Consider the following 19,847-nt stretch of genomic DNA (forward strand, 5'->3'; position numbering starts at 1 on the left):
AAGTTATATTTTTGTTGTTACAAACAATCAAGTGAGAAGAATTAATTTAACAATTTTTGCATTTCAAGTGTTAATTCATTAATTTATAGAATAAACTTTTGAATAAAAATTTATTAAGTTTAAACTAGTGAATTATATTTGAAAAAGAGCGATTTTTTGCTTAAAATTAAAATTCAGTTTTCGATTTTTTGGAATTTATCGTGGTATTTCGAAATTTAAGGTATGGAAAAATATAAGATCAGAATCCTCTATGTGGATGATGAGGTCAATAACTTGAAAGCGTTTAAGGCCACTTTTAGAAGAGATTACAAAATTTTTTTAGCAGACTCTGCTGATGAAGGTAGGGACATTTTGCTTCAGGAAGACATTGATATTATCATTACTGATCAAAGAATGCCCAAAGAAAACGGGGTAGACTTTTTAGAATCAATTATTCCTATGCATCCTGACCCTATGCGTATTCTTTTAACTGGCTACACTGATATACAGGCAGTAATAGACGCTATTAATAAAGGGAAGGTATATCATTATCTAACAAAACCCTGGGAAGAAGACTATCTAAGAACTGTAGTAAAAAATGCTTTTGAGGTTTTTTCGCTTAGAAAAGAAAACAAACAACTAACCGATAGCTTGCTTAAAGCAAACGATCAATTGGAATTTCTCTTAAGGCAAAATCTACTTTCTTAAATCCACTTAATTGTTGGTGTCTTTAATATCTAGCAGCCAGCAATAGCTGCAGTTCTTTGTGTGCCATCTGAAATTTACGGGCCAAGTGTGCATTTGTAAGGCTACCTCTATAAGTATAGACACCTTTCATAAACCATTTGTAGTTAAATACCATTTCCTCAGGGCCTCCTATATCCGCCATTTGAAGCAGAATAGGTGTGAAAATATTACTTAGAGAATAGGAGGCTGTTCTTGAAACCCTTGATGCGATATTTGGCACACAGTAATGGATAACCCCATGTTTTTTATACACGGGTTGATTGTGACTGGTCATCTCGGCAGTCTCTATGCACCCGCCTTGATCAATGCTTACATCTATAATGACGCTACCTTCCATCATTTGGGAGACCATCTCCTCAAACACAACTATTTTAGACCTGCCTTTCTCCGCCCTCAATGCTCCAATAACCACATCCGACTCTTTTAATGCCTGGCCCAACACAAAATTATCGATGGTTGAGGTAAATACTTGCTGCCCAAGAACTTGCTTAATTCTTCTTAATTTATAAATTTGGTTATCAAAAATCTTGATATTGGCACCAAGACCTAAAGCTGTTCGTGCAGCATATTCTGCTACAGTTCCTGCACCAATTATTACAACCTGAGTAGGTGGAACTCCGGTAATCCCTCCTAAAATCAGACCTTTACCATCATTCACACTGTTCAGGTATTCTGCTGCAACGAGCATTACTGTACTACCGGCTATTTCACTCATTGCCCTGACTACAGGCATGCCTCCCACCTTGTCTTCCAGGTTTTCAAAAGCCACTGCTGTAATTTTCCTCTTATTCAATTGCTGAATAAAAGCAGCCTTCTGCTTACCTAGTTGCAGAGCAGAAATCAAACAAGAACCTTGGCGCATATAACCTATCTCTTCTTCAGAAGGTGGCTCAACCTTCAGCACCACCTCAGCATCAAAAGCCTCTTCACTGGTATACACCACCTTAGCTCCCGCATCAGAATAATCCTTGTCAGAAAACTTGGATAACTTACCAGCATTGGCTTCTACGATTACCCGCTGCCCATTGTTCACCAATAAAGCTACTGCTTCAGGTGTTAGAACCACTCGCTTTTCTTGATCTGCAGTTTCTTTGGGAATCCCAATCAAAATCGGAGGACCTTTCTTTTTCAATCGGTCCATGGATTCCTGAGTGTACACTAGAGGCTCTTCGGCAATTTCGGTAAAACCTGTTTTACCTATCATTGGTTGATGGTTTTAATAGCGATAGTTCTTTTCTCATCCTGATCACTTTCAATAGTAATTAGGGCAAATTTATCAGGCAAAAACATTGGAATTTTTTCTGCCCATTCAATGAAACAATAATTTCCACTGGAAAAATATTCTTCAACTCCTATATTCAATGCTTCTTCAGGGTCTTCTATCCTGTAAAAATCAAAATGATATACAGGCTCTCCCTGCTCATCAGTATATTCATTGACTATAGAAAATGTAGGACTACTTACAGATTCCTGAATATTGAGTTTTTCACAGATTGCTTTTATGAGGGTGGTTTTACCCGCACCCATAGCTCCCTGAAAAACCCAAACTTTCAATTCCCTGCACAAGTCTATGATTGTTTCTGCAGTAGTAGAAATCTCACTAATATGATCGCAGTGTATTCGCTTCAATTGAAAATCATTTTGGCTGCAAATGTACGATAGGGATGATCATTTCTTCCAATGATACTCCACCATGTTGAAAGGTATCCCTATAATAATTTACGTAGTAGTTGTAATTATTTGGATAGGCAAAGAAATAATCTTCTACAGCAAATACATAACTGGAAGAAATATTCAAACGAGGAAGCCTGGCTTCATCTGGGTTGCTGATCTCAAAGACTTTTCCCGATTCAAAATTAAGGTTTTTTCCTTGTTTATACCTCAAATTGGTAGTAACGTTTCGATCTCCTATGATTTTATAAGGTTTATTCACGCGTTTGGTACCATGATCCGTAGTCACAATCACCTCCGCACCTGCAGCACTTATTTTCTTGAATAGTTCAAATAAAGAACTGTGCAGAAACCAGCTTATGGTTAGAGAACGATAGGCGGATTCATCAGGGGCCAACTCTCTGATCATTTTCATATCAGTCCTGGCATGTGACATCATGTCCACAAAATTGTAAACCAATACATTTAACTCATTTTTCATGAGATTGGGAAACTGCTCTAATACTGCCTTACCTTGGTTGGTCTGCAAAATTTTATTGTAGCTAGAACGAATAGAGAGCCTGTTCTTTTTAAGGTTTACTTTTAAAAACTCCTCTTCATGGTTGTTTTTACCTTCGTCAGTATCTTCTCCCTCCCATAGGTCAGGGTGAGATTTCGCCATCTCAAGCGGCATCATTCCACTAAACAATGCATTTCTTGAAAAGGCTGTGGTGGTTGGCAAAATACTATAATAGGTTCCATTTTCTTTTACCAAGAAATAATCCCTTAACTGGTTTTCTATCATTTCCCATTGATCCAATCTTAAATTGTCAATCACAATAAAAAACAATGGCTTGTCTTTATTCAATTTTGGGAAAACATGCTTTTTCATCACCTGATGAGACAATACAGGTTTACTGACATTAGGAACGTTTAACCAATCCAAATAATTTTCTTTTATAAAACGAGCAAAATTAGCATTGGCTTCCACTTTTTGTGTTTCAAGCACTTCTTGCATGCTTTTGTTTTCCGTTTCATCTATCTCCAGCTCCCAATAAGTAAGTTTTTTATAGATATCAGCCCATTCTTCATGATCTATAGCATCATTATAAGCCATACTTATATTTCTGAAATCCTGCTGATAGGAAAGGTTGGTCTTCTCACTTATCAGCTGTTTGTTCTGTAGAATTTTCTTGACAGAAAGCAAAATTTGATTGGGATTAATGGGCTTAATCAGGTAATCAGCAATCTTACCACCAATGGCATCATCCATGATATGCTCTTCCTCACTCTTGGTGATCATTACCACAGGAATTTGTGGTTTTAGGCTTTTGATTTGCTGTAGGGTTTCAAGGCCAGTCATGCCCGGCATCATCTCATCTAAAAATATCACATCAAAATTATCCTCCTCCACTTTTTCTACAGCATCAAGTCCACTGTTCACAGTAACAATGTCATAACCTTTTTGTTGTAGAAATAAAATATGAGGTTTTAAGAGATCGATCTCATCGTCTGCCCATAATATTTTGAAATTTTGCATATCAATTGGTTTAATTCTTTTTTACTTTAATTACTTTTGGCAAGTTGCCTTTATGAACAGGACATTGAAAAGTTATAAAATCATAAATGACCCGGTATACGGGTTTATTAACATTCCAAGTGAGCTGATTTTTGCAGTCATTGACCATCCTTACTTTCAAAGGTTACGTAGAATCAAGCAGCTTGGTTTGACAGATATGGTATATCCTGGAGCCTTGCATACTAGGTTTCATCATGCCATTGGAGCGATGCACCTTATGAGCATCACTTTAGACCAACTTCGAAATAAGGGAATTGAAATTTCAGACATTGAATACGAAGCTGCTTTACTTGCTATTCTTCTCCATGACATCGGTCATGGCCCCTTTTCCCATGCTCTAGAATCAATATTACTAAAAGGCCAGCACCATGAAACATTGTCACTGCTCTTTTTTGACGAATTAAATAAGCAATTTCATGGCCAGCTTTCACTGGCTAGAAAAATTTTTGTTGGAAGTTACGAAAGAAAATTCTTTCACCAACTCGTCTCTAGTCAATTGGATATTGATCGACTAGATTATTTACAAAGAGATTGTTTTTTTACAGGAGTATCTGAAGGAACTATCGGTGCTGACAGGATCATTAAAATGATGACCATCATCAATGATGAAGTGGTGATCGAAGAAAAAGGCATTTACAGCATTGAGAATTTTCTGAATGCTAGAAGACTTATGTATTGGCAGGTCTATTTACACAAGACAACTGTTTGCGCAGAAAAAATGCTAATTAACCTGATTTTAAGAGCCAAGCATCTTGGAAGTTCAGGTTTTCAACTTCCAGGATCCATTGAATTCTTGGGTTTTTTAACAAAGAACTTAACCAAAGACACTAGTACCGGAACACCTGCTTGGCTGGATGATTTTGCTCAGCTTGATGATTTAGACGTATGGGGTGCAATAAAACTTTGGAAGGACATAGACGATTTGGTACTAAGTCAAATTTCCAAAATGTTTTTGACTAGAAATTTATTTAAAATCCACCTTAGCAATCAGCCTTTGGATGTTAAGGAAACGACAACTTTAAAATTGAAAGTTCAAAAAAAATTAATGGTTTCTGACGAAAATTTAAGTTATTTTTTCTCTGAGGGAGAAATCAGCAACTATGGCTATTTGACTGAAAATAAAATTTTAATTCTAACAAAAAAGGGGGAAGTATTGGACGTAGCATCGGCTGCAGATTTACCAAATATAAAAGCAATGAGTAAAATTGTTAAAAAATACTATGCTTGTCATGCTAAAAATTTAACTTTACGGTAAAAATTAATTTATACCTAATGGAATTTACCATTGATCATATTGCTCAACTTTTAGATGGAACTGTAGAAGGTGATGGTTCGCAGCTTATCCACACCTTAGAAAAGATCCAAGAAGGGAAACCTGGCAGCATTGGTTTTCTTTCTAACTTAAAATACGAGAAACACCTTTACACTACTAATTGCTCAGCAATTATCGTTTCAGAAGACTTTGTACCACAAAAATCTTATTCGACGACATTGGTCAGGGTAAAGGATCCTTACACTGCTTTTTCTAAGTTACTGGAAAGTTATTCAGAACTCACCAAACCCAACCCTCAAGGAGTAGAAGAACCGAGTTTTTTTGGTGAAAACAGTGTAATAGGTGAAAAATATTACCTAGGAGCATTTTCCTATGTAGGGAAAAACTGTATCATTGGCGACAATGTTAAGATTTATCCGCAAGTATATATCGGTGACAATGTCACAATAGGCAACGACTGTGTTTTTCATTCAGGGGTTAAAATATATGCCCAAACTAAGATTGGGAATAACTGTGAAATTCACGCTGGAACAATCTTAGGCGCTGATGGCTTTGGCTTTACACCTCAAGCAGATGGCACATACAGTAATGTCCCTCAGTTAGGAAATGTAGTCTTAGAAGACAATATTAGCATTGGCGCAAATTCCACAGTAGATTGTGCAACTTTAGGTTCCACTATTATAAAGAAGGGAGCGAAGATTGACAATCATGTTCAAATTGCACACAATGTGACAATTGGAGAAAATACAGTCATTGCTGCGCAAGCAGGTGTTGCTGGATCCACTATTATTGGAAAAAACTGTGTCCTCGCAGGTAAATCATCTATTGTAGGACATATAGAACTTGCTAATAATACAACAGTGGGAGGCAACACAGGAGTAATGAAATCAATAACTGAACCAGGAACCACTTTATTTGGTTTTATAGGTTTTGATGTAAAAGCTTTCCTAAAATCTTATTCCATTTTCAAAAAACTGCCTTTACTTCAGGACAAATTAAGAGAGCTGGAAAAAAAACAATAAATTCGCAGTCTGAATTGGTCCACCTCAAGTAAATAGTTATTTATTTTAATGAAAGTAAAACAGCATACCATAAAAAAACAAGTTACCCTGAACGGTGTAGGTTTACACACAGGAATTGTAGCTAACATGACCTTTTTACCAGCCAGCCCTAACCATGGATATAAATTCCAAAGGATGGATCTGGAAGGACAGCCTATCATTGATGCGGATGTGGACAATGTTGTTGACGTTTCTCGAGGAACCACATTGGAACAAGGCGGTGCAAGGGTATTTACTGTTGAGCATGTTTTGGCAGCACTTGTAGGGATGGAAATAGACAATGTTCTTATTCAGCTGAATGGCCCTGAACCTCCAATTTTGGATGGAAGTAGCATTCAATTTATTAACATACTAGAAGATGCCGGCCTAGAGGAACAAAATGCCTTAAGAAGGTTTTTTGAAGTTCCGGAAAGCATCCATTATAAAGACAGTGCCCGAGAAGTAGAGATGGCCGCATTGCCATTGGACGATTTTAGGGTAACAGTAATGGTTGATTATAACTCTCCTGTATTGGGCAGTCAGCACGCTTCAATTACTGATATCAGCCAATTTCGCCATGAAATCGCATCATGTAGAACATTTTGCTTTTTACATGAACTAGAAATGCTCTATAAAAACAACCTGATTCAAGGGGGTGACCTCAACAATGCCATTGTAGTGGTAGACCGAATAGTAGAGGAGGCTGAACTTGCCAATCTTGCTAAAATGTTTAACAAACAAAAGGTAGAGGTCAAGAAAGAGGGCATACTCAACAATGTGGAATTAAGGTATAAAAATGAGCCAGCCAGACATAAACTTTTGGATGTGATCGGTGATCTTGCATTAGTAGGGCGACCACTCAAAGCACAAATATTAGCTGCCAGACCTGGGCATGCTGCCAATGTTGCCTTTGCGAAGAAAATAAAGCGTGCGATGGAAAAAGCAGGCCCTATGCATATCCCTTATTATGATCCCAAATCCCCTCCGGTACTGGATATCAATCAAATAAGCAATATTCTACCACATAGGTACCCATTCCAACTATTAGACAAGGTCATTTATCTTGATGATAAAGTGGTGGCAGGCGTTAAAAACGTGACCATCAACGAACCTTTTTTTATGGGACATTTTCCTAATAATCCTGTGATGCCTGGCGTTCTACAGGTAGAGGCCATGGCCCAAACAGGAGGTATTCTCGTTTTGAGTACTGTTGAAGATCCTGAAAATTATTGGACTTATTTCCTAAGCATTGAAAATTGTAAGTTCAGGAAAATGGTTCTACCCGGTGATACATTGATTTTCAAGTGTGAATTATTAAATCCAATCCGTAGAGGTATAGCTAAAATGAAGGGGGAGGCCTTTGTAGGTAATGCCTTGGTTTGTGAAGCCATTATGACTGCCAGCATTGTAAGAAAAGACGCATGATCAGTAAACTATCCGAAATAAGTGAAAAGGCCCGTTTGGGAGAAAATGTTTCAATAGAAGCTTTCTCGTCTGTACATCCCGATGTAGAAATTGGAGATGGCACATGGATTGGCTCTAACGTAACCATCTACCCTGGAGCCAGAATAGGTAAGAATTGTAGGATCTTCCCTGGTGCAGTGATCTCTGCTATCCCTCAGGACTTGAAATTTAGTGGTGAATCATCTCTGGTAGAAATTGGAGACAATACCACTATTAGAGAGTTTGTCACAATTAATAGAGGAACAGCCGATAAGCAAACCACCAAAATTGGTGAAAACTGTTTGTTAATGGCCTATGTACACATAGCCCATGACTGTCTAATCCAAAATCGTGTAATTATTGCAAACTCGGTTCAAGTGGCAGGACATGTCACCATCGACGACTGGGCCTTTGTAGGAGGTAGCAGTGCCATACATCAGTTTGTTAAGATTGGCATGCATAGCATGATCTCTGGTGGATCTCTGGTAAGAAAAGATGTACCTCCATTTACTAAAGCCGCGCGGGAACCTTTGAGTTACGCTGGGGTTAATTCACTGGGATTGAGACGAAGAGGGTTCGAAAGCAAAACCATCAGTGAAATTCAAGAAGTTTACCGATTCCTCTTTTTAAACAGTTGGAACAATAGCAGGGCTTTGGAAGAGATAGAAATCAACCTTCCTGCCACTAAAGAACGGGATGAAATAGTCAATTTTATTCGTTCCTCTGAAAGAGGTGTAATGAAAGGATACATTCAATAGTATGTTATCAGTAAAACTGGAGGGAGGGGGAAAGAAATTTCAGCGTGAGTGGATCTTCAGAAATCTAAATCTTGACATCACTGTTGGTAAAAAAACGGCTATTATCGGAAGTAATGGTTCAGGAAAATCTACATTATTGAAATGTTTGTCTTCCCAAATGCCCCTTACTGAAGGAAAATTGAGCTTCACTCAATTTAATAAAAATATCTTAGAAGAAGATATATACAAGCACCTTACCATTAGTGCACCTTATCTGGAGTTCCCAGAAGAGTTGTCACTAAAGGAATTTTTAAATTTTCACTTCAGGTTCAAAAACTTAATTAAGGGGATAGACATCCCTCAACTAATAGAAATAATGTACCTTGAGAACTCCCTTAATAAACCCATAAGTTATTTTTCATCTGGAATGAAACAACGTTTAAAATTGGGGATTTGTTTTTTCTCTGACGCACCATTACTGCTATTAGACGAACCAACCTCAAACCTCGATGAAAGAGGAATAAACTGGTACAGGGATTTGATGCAAAAATATGGTAGCGAGAAATGCGTACTTATTGCTTCAAATGATAAAAGAGAATTCGATTTTTGCGAAAATATTATTTCAATTGAGGATTATAAACTAAAGCGAACCCTTTGATAAAATCGGGAAATGATTAATTTTACTTTTTAAGGACAAGAGATATGAGAACGGTTTTGAAGTATTATTTGATTTTTATTTTTTTTGCTTTCACAGCTTGTACAGGAACTGACCCTGAAGATCCAAAAAAATCAGCTGAAGAAATCGCAATTGAAAAATTGGCTGGTGCAAGTGGTAGTCAAACTTGGTCATTGGACAATGGAGGTTCAATTTCTAAAGATGGTATAATTGTAACCAACGACTTCGATGGATTTGAAATTCGCTTTATTGCTAACAATGCTGGGAAAACCTACACTGCAAAAAACAGTAATCTGCTTTTTGACACGAATGGAAACTGGGCATTTTCAGGAGATAACTACGACAAAATCATCCTTTCAGGCATACAACCAGCATCAAATAAGGAGATTTCTTTTACCGTAAACCAAGACAAATTGCGTTTGGAGTTTGTAGTTCCTGCTCCTCAAAACGCGAGAGTAAATGCCCTTGCAGGCTTTTATGTCATTGATTTGACAATTTTAAATTAAACTAACAAACCCAATTAAATATGTATAAATATCTCTTTATCCTATGTTTCCTTAGCTCAACAGCATTAATGGCTCAGGACAAACAAATAGTAGCAGTAGAAAAGGCCGTTTCTGAATTGGTGGATGCAATGGTGGCAGGCGATGCTTCCCGCCTAGAAAAAATCACAGATGCAAATTTATCCTATGGCCACTCCAATGGTCTTCTGGAAAATCAAAGTGAATTCATTGAAGCACTTAGTTCCGGAAATTCCAATTTTACTGAAATTAATATAGAAAATCAAACAGTAAATATTACTGGTAAAATTGCTTTAGTAAGGCATTTTTTAATTGGAAAAACACTCAACAAAGGCAGTGGTCCAGCACCTGTGAATCTTGGTGTATTAACTGTATGGCATAAGAAAGGAAAATCCTGGATTTTACTTGCCCGCCAAGCATACAAAAGATAATTTAGCTGAGGCTGAGGGGTAGCAATAAAAGGTGCTTTTAATCTTTAAACTGCACCAATGTTACCCCTGAACCTCCTCTATCTGCATGTTCATCCGAAAACCCGGCTACTGAAGATGATTCTCTAAGGAGATTCCTGGTAAGCTCTCTAAGAATACCATCCCCTTTACCGTGGATTACTTTTACATCATTGATGCCTAGCATAAATGCATCATCAATGAAATTCTGAACCAACATAAAAACCTCTTCCCCTCGTTTACCCCTGATATCCAGGTTAGGTGAAAAATTGGCCATTTTAGAAGAGGTATCATAGCTTATTCTTTTCGCTATTGCCTTCTTTTCCTTTTTAAGAGAAGTATTTGATATTTTTTCCAATCGATTTAACTTCACTGTAGATTTGAGATCCCCAATGGTAACGGAAGCTTGCTTTCCTTTAATCTCCAACACCTCAGCCAAGGCGCCATTGTCCTTGATCCTAACCTGATCTCCTGCTGTTATGGTGCCACCAACCACCTTGATGGTTTCTTTGCGCTCAACTGGCTTCTTCTCTGGCTTTATGGCCTCTTTATGCTCATCCAGTTCCTTCCTTATTTGTTTGGTCGCTTCCTTATTGGCTTGAGACTCTTTAATCGATCGTATCGTATTCTCTATTTTCCTATTGGTATCATCTAGTAATACCTTGGCTTGCGCTTTTGCTTCATTTAAAATGACCTTTTGTTGACTGTCCAGGGTTGCTTTCAACGAATTGTATTCCCTAAGTTTAATCGCCAGCAATCTATCTTTACGCTCCACCTCAGCCAAAAGGTTTTCGTATTTACTTTTCTCACTCTCCACTTTCAAAAGCAACTTGTCATACCTCACACGCGTCTCTCCAATCTGGGCTTTGGCATGAAGAACGATCTCTTTGGGAATACCTATTTTCCCTGCAATTTCAAAGGCAAAAGAACTTCCCGGCTTTCCTATTTCCAGTTCATATAACGGTTCAAGCCGATCTACATCAAACCTCATTGCTCCATTTACCATGCCCTGACTTTTTGAGGCCAATTGCTTTAGGTTACCGTAGTGAGTGGTCACCAATCCAAAAGCACCAGACTTATTTAATGCAATCAAAATGGCTTCTGCTATCGCTCCTCCAAACTGAGGTTCAGTTCCTGTCCCAAATTCGTCAATAAAGAACAAGGTTTTCTTATGGGCATAAAAGGTAAAGTGCTTCATGTTCATCAAGTGTGAACTGTATGTACTTAGATCATTTTCTATATTTTGTTCATCCCCTATGTCCATAAAAAATTGATCAAAAAGAGCACATTTAGATTTGGGTTCCATTGGAACAAGCAAACCACACTGGTACATGAACTGAACAAGTGCAACTGTTTTAAGTGTGACTGATTTACCACCTGCATTGGGGCCTGAAATAACCAAAACACGGTTATTCGGATCCAGCTTAATGGTAACCGGCACAATCTCTTTTTGTTGCTGTTTCAGGGACATTTCCAGCAATGGATGCCTTGCTTTTATCCAAGACATCTCCCTCTCCTTAACCATTTCCGGATTAATCCCATTAATTTTAATGGCAAACTTGGCTTTTGCTCTAATGAAATCAATCATTCCAAGAAAATAAAAGGCCCTTCTCAGGGTCGGAATGTATGCTCTAAGTTCATCAGTTAGCTTTGTGAGAATCTTCTGAACTTCTCTTCGTTCCATGTACAAGAGGTCCTTGATATCATTATTGATATCCAAAACTTCTGCTGGCTCAAGGTATACCGTTTGCCCAGTTGCAGACTCATCATGGATAAACCCCTTAATGCGCCTTTTATACTCCGCCAGTACAGGGATCACCATTCGGCCTCCCCGAATAGTAATAGAGGCATCTTCAGGAGTAAACCCTTGCGATTTTGCAGATCTATAGATACTATCCAAAACCTTGCGAATTCTGTTCTCTTCGTAAGCAAGCTGGGTTCTGACAATGTTTAACTCCTTGGAGGCATTGTCCTTTATTTTTCCTTTGTCATCAAGTACCTTATTTATACTAAACTCCAATGGTATATCCTCCTCTACCATCCCAAGTAACTGATGCAGTTGAGGATATTCTTCTGCATTTTTCTTAAAAAAAAGTACACATCCCGCAAGGGTTTTGAGCCCAAGGCGAATTTCATGAAAGTCCTCTTCAAAAAGAAAAGTCCCCTCAATCTTGGCTTTATTGAGGTAAGGGTAGATATTAATATAGTTATTGCTAGGAAAAGGATCTCCCGAGACTAAAATCTGTCTGAATTCCTCAGTCTGCGTGAGCAATCTATTGAGTAATCGTCGATCCTTAGAAAAAGCTATTTTTTTAACAAAGTCAGCACCCAGAACACCTGTGCATTCTTGTCTAATTAAATCTTTGATCTTATCAAAGTCAATCTTTTCCTCCAAATTATCAGGATACAATTTCATTTATGGTTGTAGGTTTTGCTGTGCTTCTTTTTCTTTAACTGACAATGAATCAATTGCCCGTTCATATAAATATTCCATTTTGGTAGCATCTCTCAAATAATATTCCAGACTTTTAATGTAAACTGAATCAGGAATACCATGTTTTTCAAAAATGCGTCTTTCTAAAATCGGATAAAGGATTTTAGTAGAGTCATATGGAATGGAGAGAGACTGCACAAACCCCTCTGTCAGATGTATATCCACAAGGATATTGACCATATCATCCTCTGACAAGATGTTGTCTGATCCTTCATTTTCATGACAAGAGATCGTCCCGAAAAGAAAAGCAAAAGCTATATATAGGTGTTTCACATTCCAAAATTACCTAATTCCTTTTAAAATTGGCAATAAGTAAAGGCTAAGTCGTTTTATTATTCGAATGAGACTGCTAAATTAGGCCTCTGATTAAAAAATAAAGATGAACCAACTGTTAAAAAAGCTAAGAAAATATGAAATTCTACTCAGAAAAGTGGCTAATAGTCACCTTCAGGGGGATCACCAGTCTATTTTCAAAGGTGCTGGGCTGGAGTTCGATGATCTTCGCCCCTATCAGTATGGTGACGATGTAAGAACCATAGAATGGAAAGTTTCAGCAAAAGGTCATGGCACTTTTGTTAAAACGTTTAAAGAGGACAAAGATCAAAGCGTCTACTTCCTTTTGGACGTAAGCGGATCTCAAGATATTGGCAGTAAAGTGCGTAAAAAAATCGACCTTGGAAAAGAAATTGCCGGTGTATTGACTTTGGCATCCATACATGACGGTTCACAGGTAGGACTAATAGGTTATTCAGATCAAAAAGAAAGTATCATCCTTCCGGGAAAAGGAACTCGACAGGCGGTGAAGGTTATAAAAGGGATCTTTAGCAAAGACAACAAATCAAAAAAGACAGACCTTAATGGTATGTTTACATTTTGTCTTAACCTCATTAAGAAAAGATCAATTCTTTTCGTCATTTCTGACTTTATTGATGAAGGTTACGAAAGACCTTTAAAAGCCCTGGCATTCAAACATGATTTAGTGGTATTACAAATGACAGACCCAATAGAATCTGCTTTACCATCCCTAGGGATTATACCTGTTTTTGATAAAGAAGAGGGTAAAACCACCTGGGTAAATACTGCATTTGGTGGATTTTCGAAAAAAATCGCCACCTCATTTACTTCTGACAGGGCGCAACTTAAAGATTTTTGCAAAAAAAATCAGATCAATTACCTACAGATAGCCACAGATCAAGACATCGTCCTACCTTTGATGGAATTATTTAAGTTGAGAAATAAAACCATGAAACGTGGATAGAATAGTAAAACTATGTTATTTAGTTATCTTTCTTATCTCATCTATTCCTTTGGCTCAAGCCCAGGATGTTGTAGTAGAGGGATATTTTTTGCAGGATTCTGCAAAATTAGGTGAAAGGGTAGGCTATGTTTTAAAATCACGCTACCCAAGTGATTTGCCTGTAATATTTCCAGACTCAACCTATGACTTTGGTAACTTTGAGTATTTGGACAAACAAATATTTTCTTCCTATTCGGAGGACAGTATTAGTTTAGACAGTGCTGTTTATTGGATATCTAATTTTTCATTGGATTCCGTGCAAGCTTTTCGAATGCCTGTATATGAAGTATTGAATTATGACAGCATCAGCCATTTCCCTCCAGCTGCTAACCTAGCGCTTACCCTTACCATTGATGAGATACCCGAGGAGTTGGCCTTTGAAGAGAACAATAGCTATTTAAATATTCCTCAGGCATTCAATTACCCTTATTTAATCATTGGCGTCTTGATTCTGGTAATCTTACTAGTACTTGCTTTCGTCATATTTGGTAAGGGAGTATTCAATCGGTGGAAAGCCTATAGAGAAAGAAAAAAATGGCGCAATTTCATCTCCAATTGGGATAACTCAATGAATGACCTTGTTCAGCAACCGGACATTAAGAAAGCTGATGAATTATTAGGTTTGTGGAAAAATTATTTGGAGAATTTAACGGGACTGCCCTATAAGGAGTGGACCTCCACTGAAATTTCCATCCACCTGAATAAACCTGAAATAATAAAAGATTTTAGAAAAATCGAACTGATTATATATGCCAATCGGGTAGATGATAATATTCGGGAAGCCTGTGATAATTTATTAAAAATATCAGAAGGTCTATTGGAAGAAAAAATAGAAAAAATTTACAATCATGACTGATGTCTCTTCCTTTTTCTCTTGGAGTTGGTTTACGCCAGAAACCCTCCGAAGCTTTGAGTGGGAAAACTATTCCTTGCTTCATTTAATATGGATCATTCCAATAGTGTTATTAATCAGAAAGTTTATAAAACTGCTGAAAAAACCAGTATTAGAACTATCTCTTCCTAAAATTGTTGCTTCCAACAATCCTTGGACCTACCTGCGCCTCATTCCATCGTTTTTCTTTCTTCTCGCGTTGTGGATGGTGGTGATTGCACTTGCAAGACCTCAGCGCACCAATGAAAAAGTAGAACAGTATACTGAAGGTATTGATATCATGTTGGTAATGGATATATCCGAATCCATGGATTTACAGGACTTCACTCCCAATAGATTGGAAGCTGCCAAAGAAACGGCCATAGATTTTATCAATGGTAGAATTGCTGACAGAATTGGAATGGTAATATTCTCCGGTGAAGCATTCTCCCTAGCTCCTCTTACTACAGATTACGAACTTCTGACAGATTTGGTCAACAGTATTACTTTTAATATGATGGATGCCAAGGGTACGGCCATTGGCAGCGCGGTATCTACAGGTATCAACAGAATGAGAGAATCTGAAGCCAAATCCAAAGTAATGGTATTGCTTAGTGATGGTGACAATAACGCCGGTAATGTTGATCCAGTTTTTGCCGCTCAGTTAGCCGAAGCTATGGATGTTAAGATCTATACCATTGCTGTCGGTAAAGACGGAATGGTACCTTATGGAACTGATTTTTTTGGGCGGCCACAAATGATCGAAAGTTACCTCAATGAGGAAACATTAAGAAATATAGCCAGAATCACAAAAGCTGAATTCTTTAGAGCTTCTGATGACAAAGCCCTGGAAAATATATTTAAGCGAATAGATGAATTAGAAAAAGCTGAAATCATAGAATCCAGATACAAGGAAACGATGGATTACTATAGACCATACCTCATTTGGGGCATACTCTTTTTCTTTGTTTGGATGGCTTTAAAAAGTACGTTTTTCAATAACTTCCTCTTGGATTAAAACAATAAAAAAACCGACTTATTACTAAGTCGGTTTTTTTATTGAAGAGTGGGTTATCAACTCATCTCCCAGCCAGTTCTTACTGGTTCTTTAATGTATTGATCAGCTTCTCCTATTCCAGTTGCTTTGAGGTTCTTAGCATCCCAATTGATTTTCTGTCCTTTCATCCTAAGGGAAAGCACCCCTAATAAGGTGATTTCTGTCAAGTGAGCCCCGTATTCAAAGTTAGAACTCGCCGCAGGACCACCCTTAATTGCGTTCACCCAATCTCTAAAGTGACCTTTTGATCTAGGGATTACCTCCTTAGGTTTTTTCATATTTGCTGCCAAGCTCTCTGGGAAAACATGAGGTACACGATCTCCACCATTCACAATTATTCCTTTATCTCCAACGAATAATGTAGCTCTGGAAGGCCACTTGTAGCCTTCTGGTAAATATTGGTGCAACTGTGGTTTGAGCCCTCCGGAATACCAGGTTAGCTGTATAGGTTTACCAGTATTATTGTCCGGGAAGTTATAGTAGCCTATTTCACCATATGGAGCGATATTTTCATTGCTGAATCCCGCAGGAAAAACTTCAATGGTATCCGGGTGACCAAGTTCAAAAGCCCAAGTAGCAGCATCCATATCGTGGCATCCGAAATCCCCCAAAGCACCGCAACCAAAATCCCAAAAATCTCTCCATGTTACAGGAGTATACCATTCATGAAAAGGTCTATTTGCAGAAGGTCCAAGCCAAAGATCCCAGTCAAAACCATGAGGTTTTTGGGTATTGGCTGTAGGTACTGCTTGCATTTCATCTATCCACCTTGAGGCGGGTACCCAAGAGTGAGTTTCTTTTACTTCTCCTATGACACCTGCTCTTAGGTATTCTACTGTCTGTCGAATACCATCAGTGCTGTGCCCCACATTTCCCATTTGAGTAGCTAAACCAGTCTCCTTAGTAAGGTCTTTGATCATCCGGGCTTCCCATATATTATGTGTAAGTGGTTTTTCGCAATAGACATGCTTTCCAGACTTCATAGAAGCATAAGTAATAACAGCATGAGTATTGTCTGGTGTAGAACAACAAATTGCATCCAAGCCTTTTTCCTTCTCAAGCATTTCACGAAAATCCAGGTATTCATTTACCTTAAAATTCTCGGTTTTATCTTCATAATGGTCTTCCACCATTCGTTTTACTGGATGTCTACCTGCAATGGACTTGTAGTAAAAATTAGCCAAGTCCCAGTATTCAGCAGGATCAGCTATAGCAGTAATTTGTACATCATCTAACTTCATCAAGTCTTGGGCATTTTGCCTTCCTTTGCCCCCTACCCCTATCATCCCAACATTTACCTTGTCACTTGGCGCCACATGTCCTTTACCTCCTAACACAAACCTTGGGACAATAAAAAATCCCGCTGCTGCTAAGGAAGAACTTTTAATGAAATCCCTCCTTGAATCAGGAGTTTTATTATTATTTGGTTTTTCAAGCATCGTTAATTTTTTTGATTAAATAAATATAAAAAAACTATCTATAATTTCCTTTTTGGATATTAATTAAAGTTTAACCCCTTAGAGCTTATACTTTTGTTTGGCATTGTGGTGATATAGTTTTTGCTTTTCATTTGGTGTCAGGGCATGGGCCATTTCATAAAAGTCATGTACCCATTTTTGGTAACTTGCAGCCCTTAATAAAACCGGCCAATCTCCCCCAAAGAGTACTCTATCCATACCAAATACATCTAAAACAGTTTCAAAATAGGGTTTCATTTGATCTATACTTTCCTCTGAGGGATTTGTTTTGGTTAGCATTCCTGAAATTTTACAGGACACATTTTCCAATTTAGAAAAGGCTGAGATGCCTTTCCTCCAGTCTTGCCATTCATTGTTTCCAATATCAGGATTTGCAATATGATCCAAAACTATAATTTGATCAGGGTGAGCTTTGGCAAACACATATGCAGCTGGAAGATCCTTTGTACGAATATTGAGATCATAAGACCATCCAAACCTGCTAAGCAATTTCACCCCTTCTAAAAATGCCTTATGATTAGGCATAAAAGCTTTGCGAATACCTTTTACAATTTTTCTTTCGGCCAAAGCTTCCATTTCCCTCAGACCAGAAGCTCCTTTTTCTAAGGGGAAATAGGCTACCATTCCTGCAATTCTCTTGTCTTTTTCTTGAATTCCCAGCACCCAATCTACCTCCTGTAAGTATTGGTTTGGTGCGCGCCCACATTCTACAAATACCATTTTCTTTATTGGCAATCCTGCAGTTGCCTCGTGATAATCTGCTATTAAGAAATTTCGAGAAAGGGGATTTTCAGGATTTTTCAACCAGGGGTAATCCAAATGACCTAAATCCCATAAATGAAGATGGGTATCTATCAAAGGGATTTTATCCTTATCTAAGTGCTGTAAATCTAAAAAAGGAGCACTATCCTGCAGTGCCAATGCGCCACAGGCTAAGCCTCCTTTTTTCATAAATGTTCTCCTATCCATCTAGTGAATTCCACTTCCCTTAAGCAGGGATTTCGGGAGTATTTAATTTTGCAATGGATTTATCTATCTCTTCCTGACTAAGTTCATGACTTTTAATTTTACCAGAGAAATAATCATCATAGGCCTTCATGTCAAAATTCCCATGTCCACAAAGATTAAATAAGATGGTTTTGGAAACACCTTCTTCCTTGCACTTTTTGGCCTCTTTGATAGCTGTGGCAATACCGTGATTGGCTTCAGGAGCTGGAATAATACCTTCCGACCTTGCAAAAAGTACACCTGCTTCAAATATTTCCAGGTTGTCATGCGCCTGGGCTTCAATCAGCTTATCTTTTAGCAATTGACTAACAATCACGCCTGCACCGTGGTATCTAAGGCCTCCTGCGTGAATAGGGGCTGGGATGAAATCATGTCCAAGTGTATACATTGGCAATAATGGTGTCATACCTGCTGTATCTCCAAAGTCATATCTAAAAACTCCTCGAGTAAGTTTAGGGCAAGATGAGGGCTCACTCGCTATACAACGGATATTTTTCCCCCCCTCTAAGTTTAATCTTAAAAACGGAAAAGAAAGCCCCGCGAAGTTTGATCCTCCACCAAATGGAGCAATAACAATATCGGGCATATCACTACCTGCTTTTTCCAACTGCTTGATGGCCTCTAGTCCTATAATAGTTTGGTGCAATTTCACATGGTTAAGGACACTTCCGAGAGCGTATTTTGTATCCTCCCTAGTAGCAGCCATTTCCACTGCCTCCGAAATAGCAATACCAAGACTTCCTGGAGAATCTGGATGCTCTGCCAGAATTCTTCTTCCGGCTTCGGTTCTGTCTGATGGAGATGGGTATACATTAGCCCCCCAGGTATTCATCATCATTTTCCTATATGGCTTGTCATTATAGGAAAGTCTAACCATATAAACATCACATTCAATCCCAAAATGCTGGCAAGCAAAGCTCAAAGCACTACCCCATTGACCTGCACCTGTTTCCGTGGTTATTCTTTTTACCCCTTCTTGTTTATTGTAATAAGCTTGGGGAATAGCCGTATTTGGCTTATGAGAACCCGAAGGACTGACTCCTTCATATTTATAATAAATCTTTGCAGGTGTATCTAAAGCTTTTTCCAGACCATAAGCCCTGTACATTGGAGTAGGCCTCCATATGGAATACATATTTCTAACTTCATCAGGAATCGAGACCCACTTATCAGTGGTCATCTCTTGTTTGATCAAGGCCTCTGGAAACAAAGGAGCCAAAGCTTCAGGCCCAAGTGGTTCCATGGTTCCTGGATTTAATGGCGGCAATGGCTTGTTAGGCATATCCGCAATGATATTGTACCAGTTTTCTGGTATTTCCCTTTCTTCTAAGTTAATTTTTCGGTTTTTCATTTAATAAATTAATAAAAGGTGACTAATTTTAACTCGGATTATGTAATAGAATTCGTGATAAGTGTTGCAATCGCAAGAAAATCAGGCTGTTTGGAGATTTTAGCATAGCACCGCTATGGGTAAATTGAAATCAGCAAGGAAGTGGCTGATTTTGAAGCGATTTCAGCACTTAATAGATTGTCTATTGCATATTTCGGGTT

Annotated in this window: 19 protein-coding genes; 11 read left to right on the forward strand and 8 right to left on the reverse strand. The window is 38.2% G+C overall.

Going from position 1 to position 19,847, the window contains the following annotated elements:
• Positions 1–222 precede the first annotated feature (222 nt).
• The gene (locus AC13EX_RS21605; protein ID WP_048640736.1) at positions 223–687 is read left to right on the forward strand and encodes a response regulator; all 465 of its coding nucleotides are present in this window, start codon (positions 223–225) and stop codon (positions 685–687) included.
• Between the two features lie 22 nt (positions 688–709).
• Here the strand turns inward: AC13EX_RS21605 and AC13EX_RS21610 are convergent, their stop codons facing one another.
• The 3 genes from AC13EX_RS21610 to porX are packed head-to-tail and all read right to left on the reverse strand — an operon-like array spanning position 710 to position 3,916.
• Entirely contained in the window at positions 710–1,930 is a 1,221-nt protein-coding gene (locus AC13EX_RS21610; protein WP_048640737.1) for an alanine dehydrogenase, read from the reverse strand.
• A complete protein-coding gene (tsaE, locus tag AC13EX_RS21615; RefSeq protein WP_048640738.1) occupies positions 1,927–2,355 on the reverse strand; it encodes a tRNA (adenosine(37)-N6)-threonylcarbamoyltransferase complex ATPase subunit type 1 TsaE in 429 nt (142 codons plus the stop codon). The genes AC13EX_RS21610 and tsaE overlap by 4 nt, the downstream gene beginning before the upstream one ends.
• A gap of 7 nt (positions 2,356–2,362) precedes the next feature.
• Positions 2,363–3,916, reverse strand: a complete 1,554-nt coding sequence (gene porX / locus AC13EX_RS21620) for a T9SS response regulator signal transducer PorX (protein ID WP_048640739.1) — start codon at positions 3,914–3,916, stop codon at positions 2,363–2,365.
• 52 nt (positions 3,917–3,968) lie between these two features.
• Between porX and AC13EX_RS21625 the strand changes: the two genes are divergently transcribed.
• From AC13EX_RS21625 to AC13EX_RS21655, 7 genes are read left to right on the forward strand one after another with little or no spacing between them, the layout of a single operon-like run.
• The gene (locus tag AC13EX_RS21625; protein WP_205749801.1) at positions 3,969–5,210 is read left to right on the forward strand and encodes an HD domain-containing protein; all 1,242 of its coding nucleotides are present in this window, start codon (positions 3,969–3,971) and stop codon (positions 5,208–5,210) included.
• 17 nt (positions 5,211–5,227) lie between these two features.
• Positions 5,228–6,250 (forward strand): UDP-3-O-(3-hydroxymyristoyl)glucosamine N-acyltransferase, encoded by a 1,023-nt coding sequence (gene lpxD / locus AC13EX_RS21630; protein WP_048640740.1) that lies wholly within the window; start codon positions 5,228–5,230, stop codon positions 6,248–6,250.
• Between the two features lie 48 nt (positions 6,251–6,298).
• Entirely contained in the window at positions 6,299–7,693 is a 1,395-nt protein-coding gene (locus tag AC13EX_RS21635; RefSeq protein WP_048640741.1) for a bifunctional UDP-3-O-[3-hydroxymyristoyl] N-acetylglucosamine deacetylase/3-hydroxyacyl-ACP dehydratase, read from the forward strand.
• Positions 7,690–8,469 carry an acyl-ACP--UDP-N-acetylglucosamine O-acyltransferase gene (gene lpxA / locus AC13EX_RS21640; RefSeq protein WP_048640742.1) on the forward strand — a complete coding sequence of 260 codons (780 nt, stop codon included), beginning with the start codon at positions 7,690–7,692 and terminating at the stop codon, positions 8,467–8,469. The genes AC13EX_RS21635 and lpxA overlap by 4 nt, the downstream gene beginning before the upstream one ends.
• 1 nt (position 8,470) lies before the next feature.
• Complete coding sequence (locus tag AC13EX_RS21645) at positions 8,471–9,106, forward strand: ABC transporter ATP-binding protein (protein WP_482894299.1); 636 nt, start codon at positions 8,471–8,473, stop codon at positions 9,104–9,106.
• Between the two features lie 44 nt (positions 9,107–9,150).
• Positions 9,151–9,630 carry a hypothetical protein gene (locus AC13EX_RS21650; RefSeq protein WP_482894300.1) on the forward strand — a complete coding sequence of 160 codons (480 nt, stop codon included), beginning with the start codon at positions 9,151–9,153 and terminating at the stop codon, positions 9,628–9,630.
• Between the two features lie 20 nt (positions 9,631–9,650).
• Positions 9,651–10,076 (forward strand): nuclear transport factor 2 family protein, encoded by a 426-nt coding sequence (locus tag AC13EX_RS21655; RefSeq protein ID WP_482894301.1) that lies wholly within the window; start codon positions 9,651–9,653, stop codon positions 10,074–10,076.
• Positions 10,077–10,113: 37 nt separating this feature from the next.
• Here the strand turns inward: AC13EX_RS21655 and AC13EX_RS21660 are convergent, their stop codons facing one another.
• Both AC13EX_RS21660 and AC13EX_RS21665 read right to left on the reverse strand, forming a co-directional pair.
• Positions 10,114–12,507, reverse strand: a complete 2,394-nt coding sequence (locus AC13EX_RS21660) for an endonuclease MutS2 (protein ID WP_482894302.1) — start codon at positions 12,505–12,507, stop codon at positions 10,114–10,116.
• Positions 12,508–12,858 carry a DUF4296 domain-containing protein gene (locus AC13EX_RS21665; RefSeq protein WP_482894303.1) on the reverse strand — a complete coding sequence of 117 codons (351 nt, stop codon included), beginning with the start codon at positions 12,856–12,858 and terminating at the stop codon, positions 12,508–12,510.
• A 106-nt stretch (positions 12,859–12,964) separates the two neighbouring features.
• Between AC13EX_RS21665 and AC13EX_RS21670 the strand changes: the two genes are divergently transcribed.
• Genes AC13EX_RS21670 through AC13EX_RS21680 form a run of 3 tightly spaced genes read left to right on the forward strand, consistent with a single transcriptional unit; the run spans position 12,965 to position 15,771 of the window.
• The gene (locus AC13EX_RS21670) at positions 12,965–13,843 is read left to right on the forward strand and encodes a DUF58 domain-containing protein (protein WP_482894304.1); all 879 of its coding nucleotides are present in this window, start codon (positions 12,965–12,967) and stop codon (positions 13,841–13,843) included.
• On the forward strand, positions 13,836–14,738 hold the full coding sequence (locus tag AC13EX_RS21675) for a hypothetical protein (protein ID WP_482894305.1): 903 nt from the start codon (positions 13,836–13,838) through the stop codon (positions 14,736–14,738). Before AC13EX_RS21670 ends, AC13EX_RS21675 begins: the two co-directional genes overlap by 8 nt.
• Complete coding sequence (locus AC13EX_RS21680; protein WP_048640750.1) at positions 14,731–15,771, forward strand: vWA domain-containing protein; 1,041 nt, start codon at positions 14,731–14,733, stop codon at positions 15,769–15,771. Before AC13EX_RS21675 ends, AC13EX_RS21680 begins: the two co-directional genes overlap by 8 nt.
• A 56-nt stretch (positions 15,772–15,827) precedes the next feature.
• On the opposite strand, the gene AC13EX_RS21685 is transcribed toward AC13EX_RS21680, so the two are convergent.
• The 3 genes from AC13EX_RS21685 to AC13EX_RS21695 form a co-directional block, all read right to left on the reverse strand.
• On the reverse strand, positions 15,828–17,249 hold the full coding sequence (locus AC13EX_RS21685; RefSeq protein ID WP_482894306.1) for a Gfo/Idh/MocA family protein: 1,422 nt from the start codon (positions 17,247–17,249) through the stop codon (positions 15,828–15,830).
• A 78-nt stretch (positions 17,250–17,327) separates the two neighbouring features.
• The gene (locus AC13EX_RS21690) at positions 17,328–18,257 is read right to left on the reverse strand and encodes an amidohydrolase family protein (RefSeq protein ID WP_482894307.1); all 930 of its coding nucleotides are present in this window, start codon (positions 18,255–18,257) and stop codon (positions 17,328–17,330) included.
• A 19-nt stretch (positions 18,258–18,276) separates the two neighbouring features.
• Positions 18,277–19,647, reverse strand: a complete 1,371-nt coding sequence (locus AC13EX_RS21695; protein ID WP_482894308.1) for a TrpB-like pyridoxal phosphate-dependent enzyme — start codon at positions 19,645–19,647, stop codon at positions 18,277–18,279.
• Positions 19,648–19,847 lie beyond the last annotated feature (200 nt).

The organism is Cyclobacterium sp. L-R (assembly GCF_056859355.1).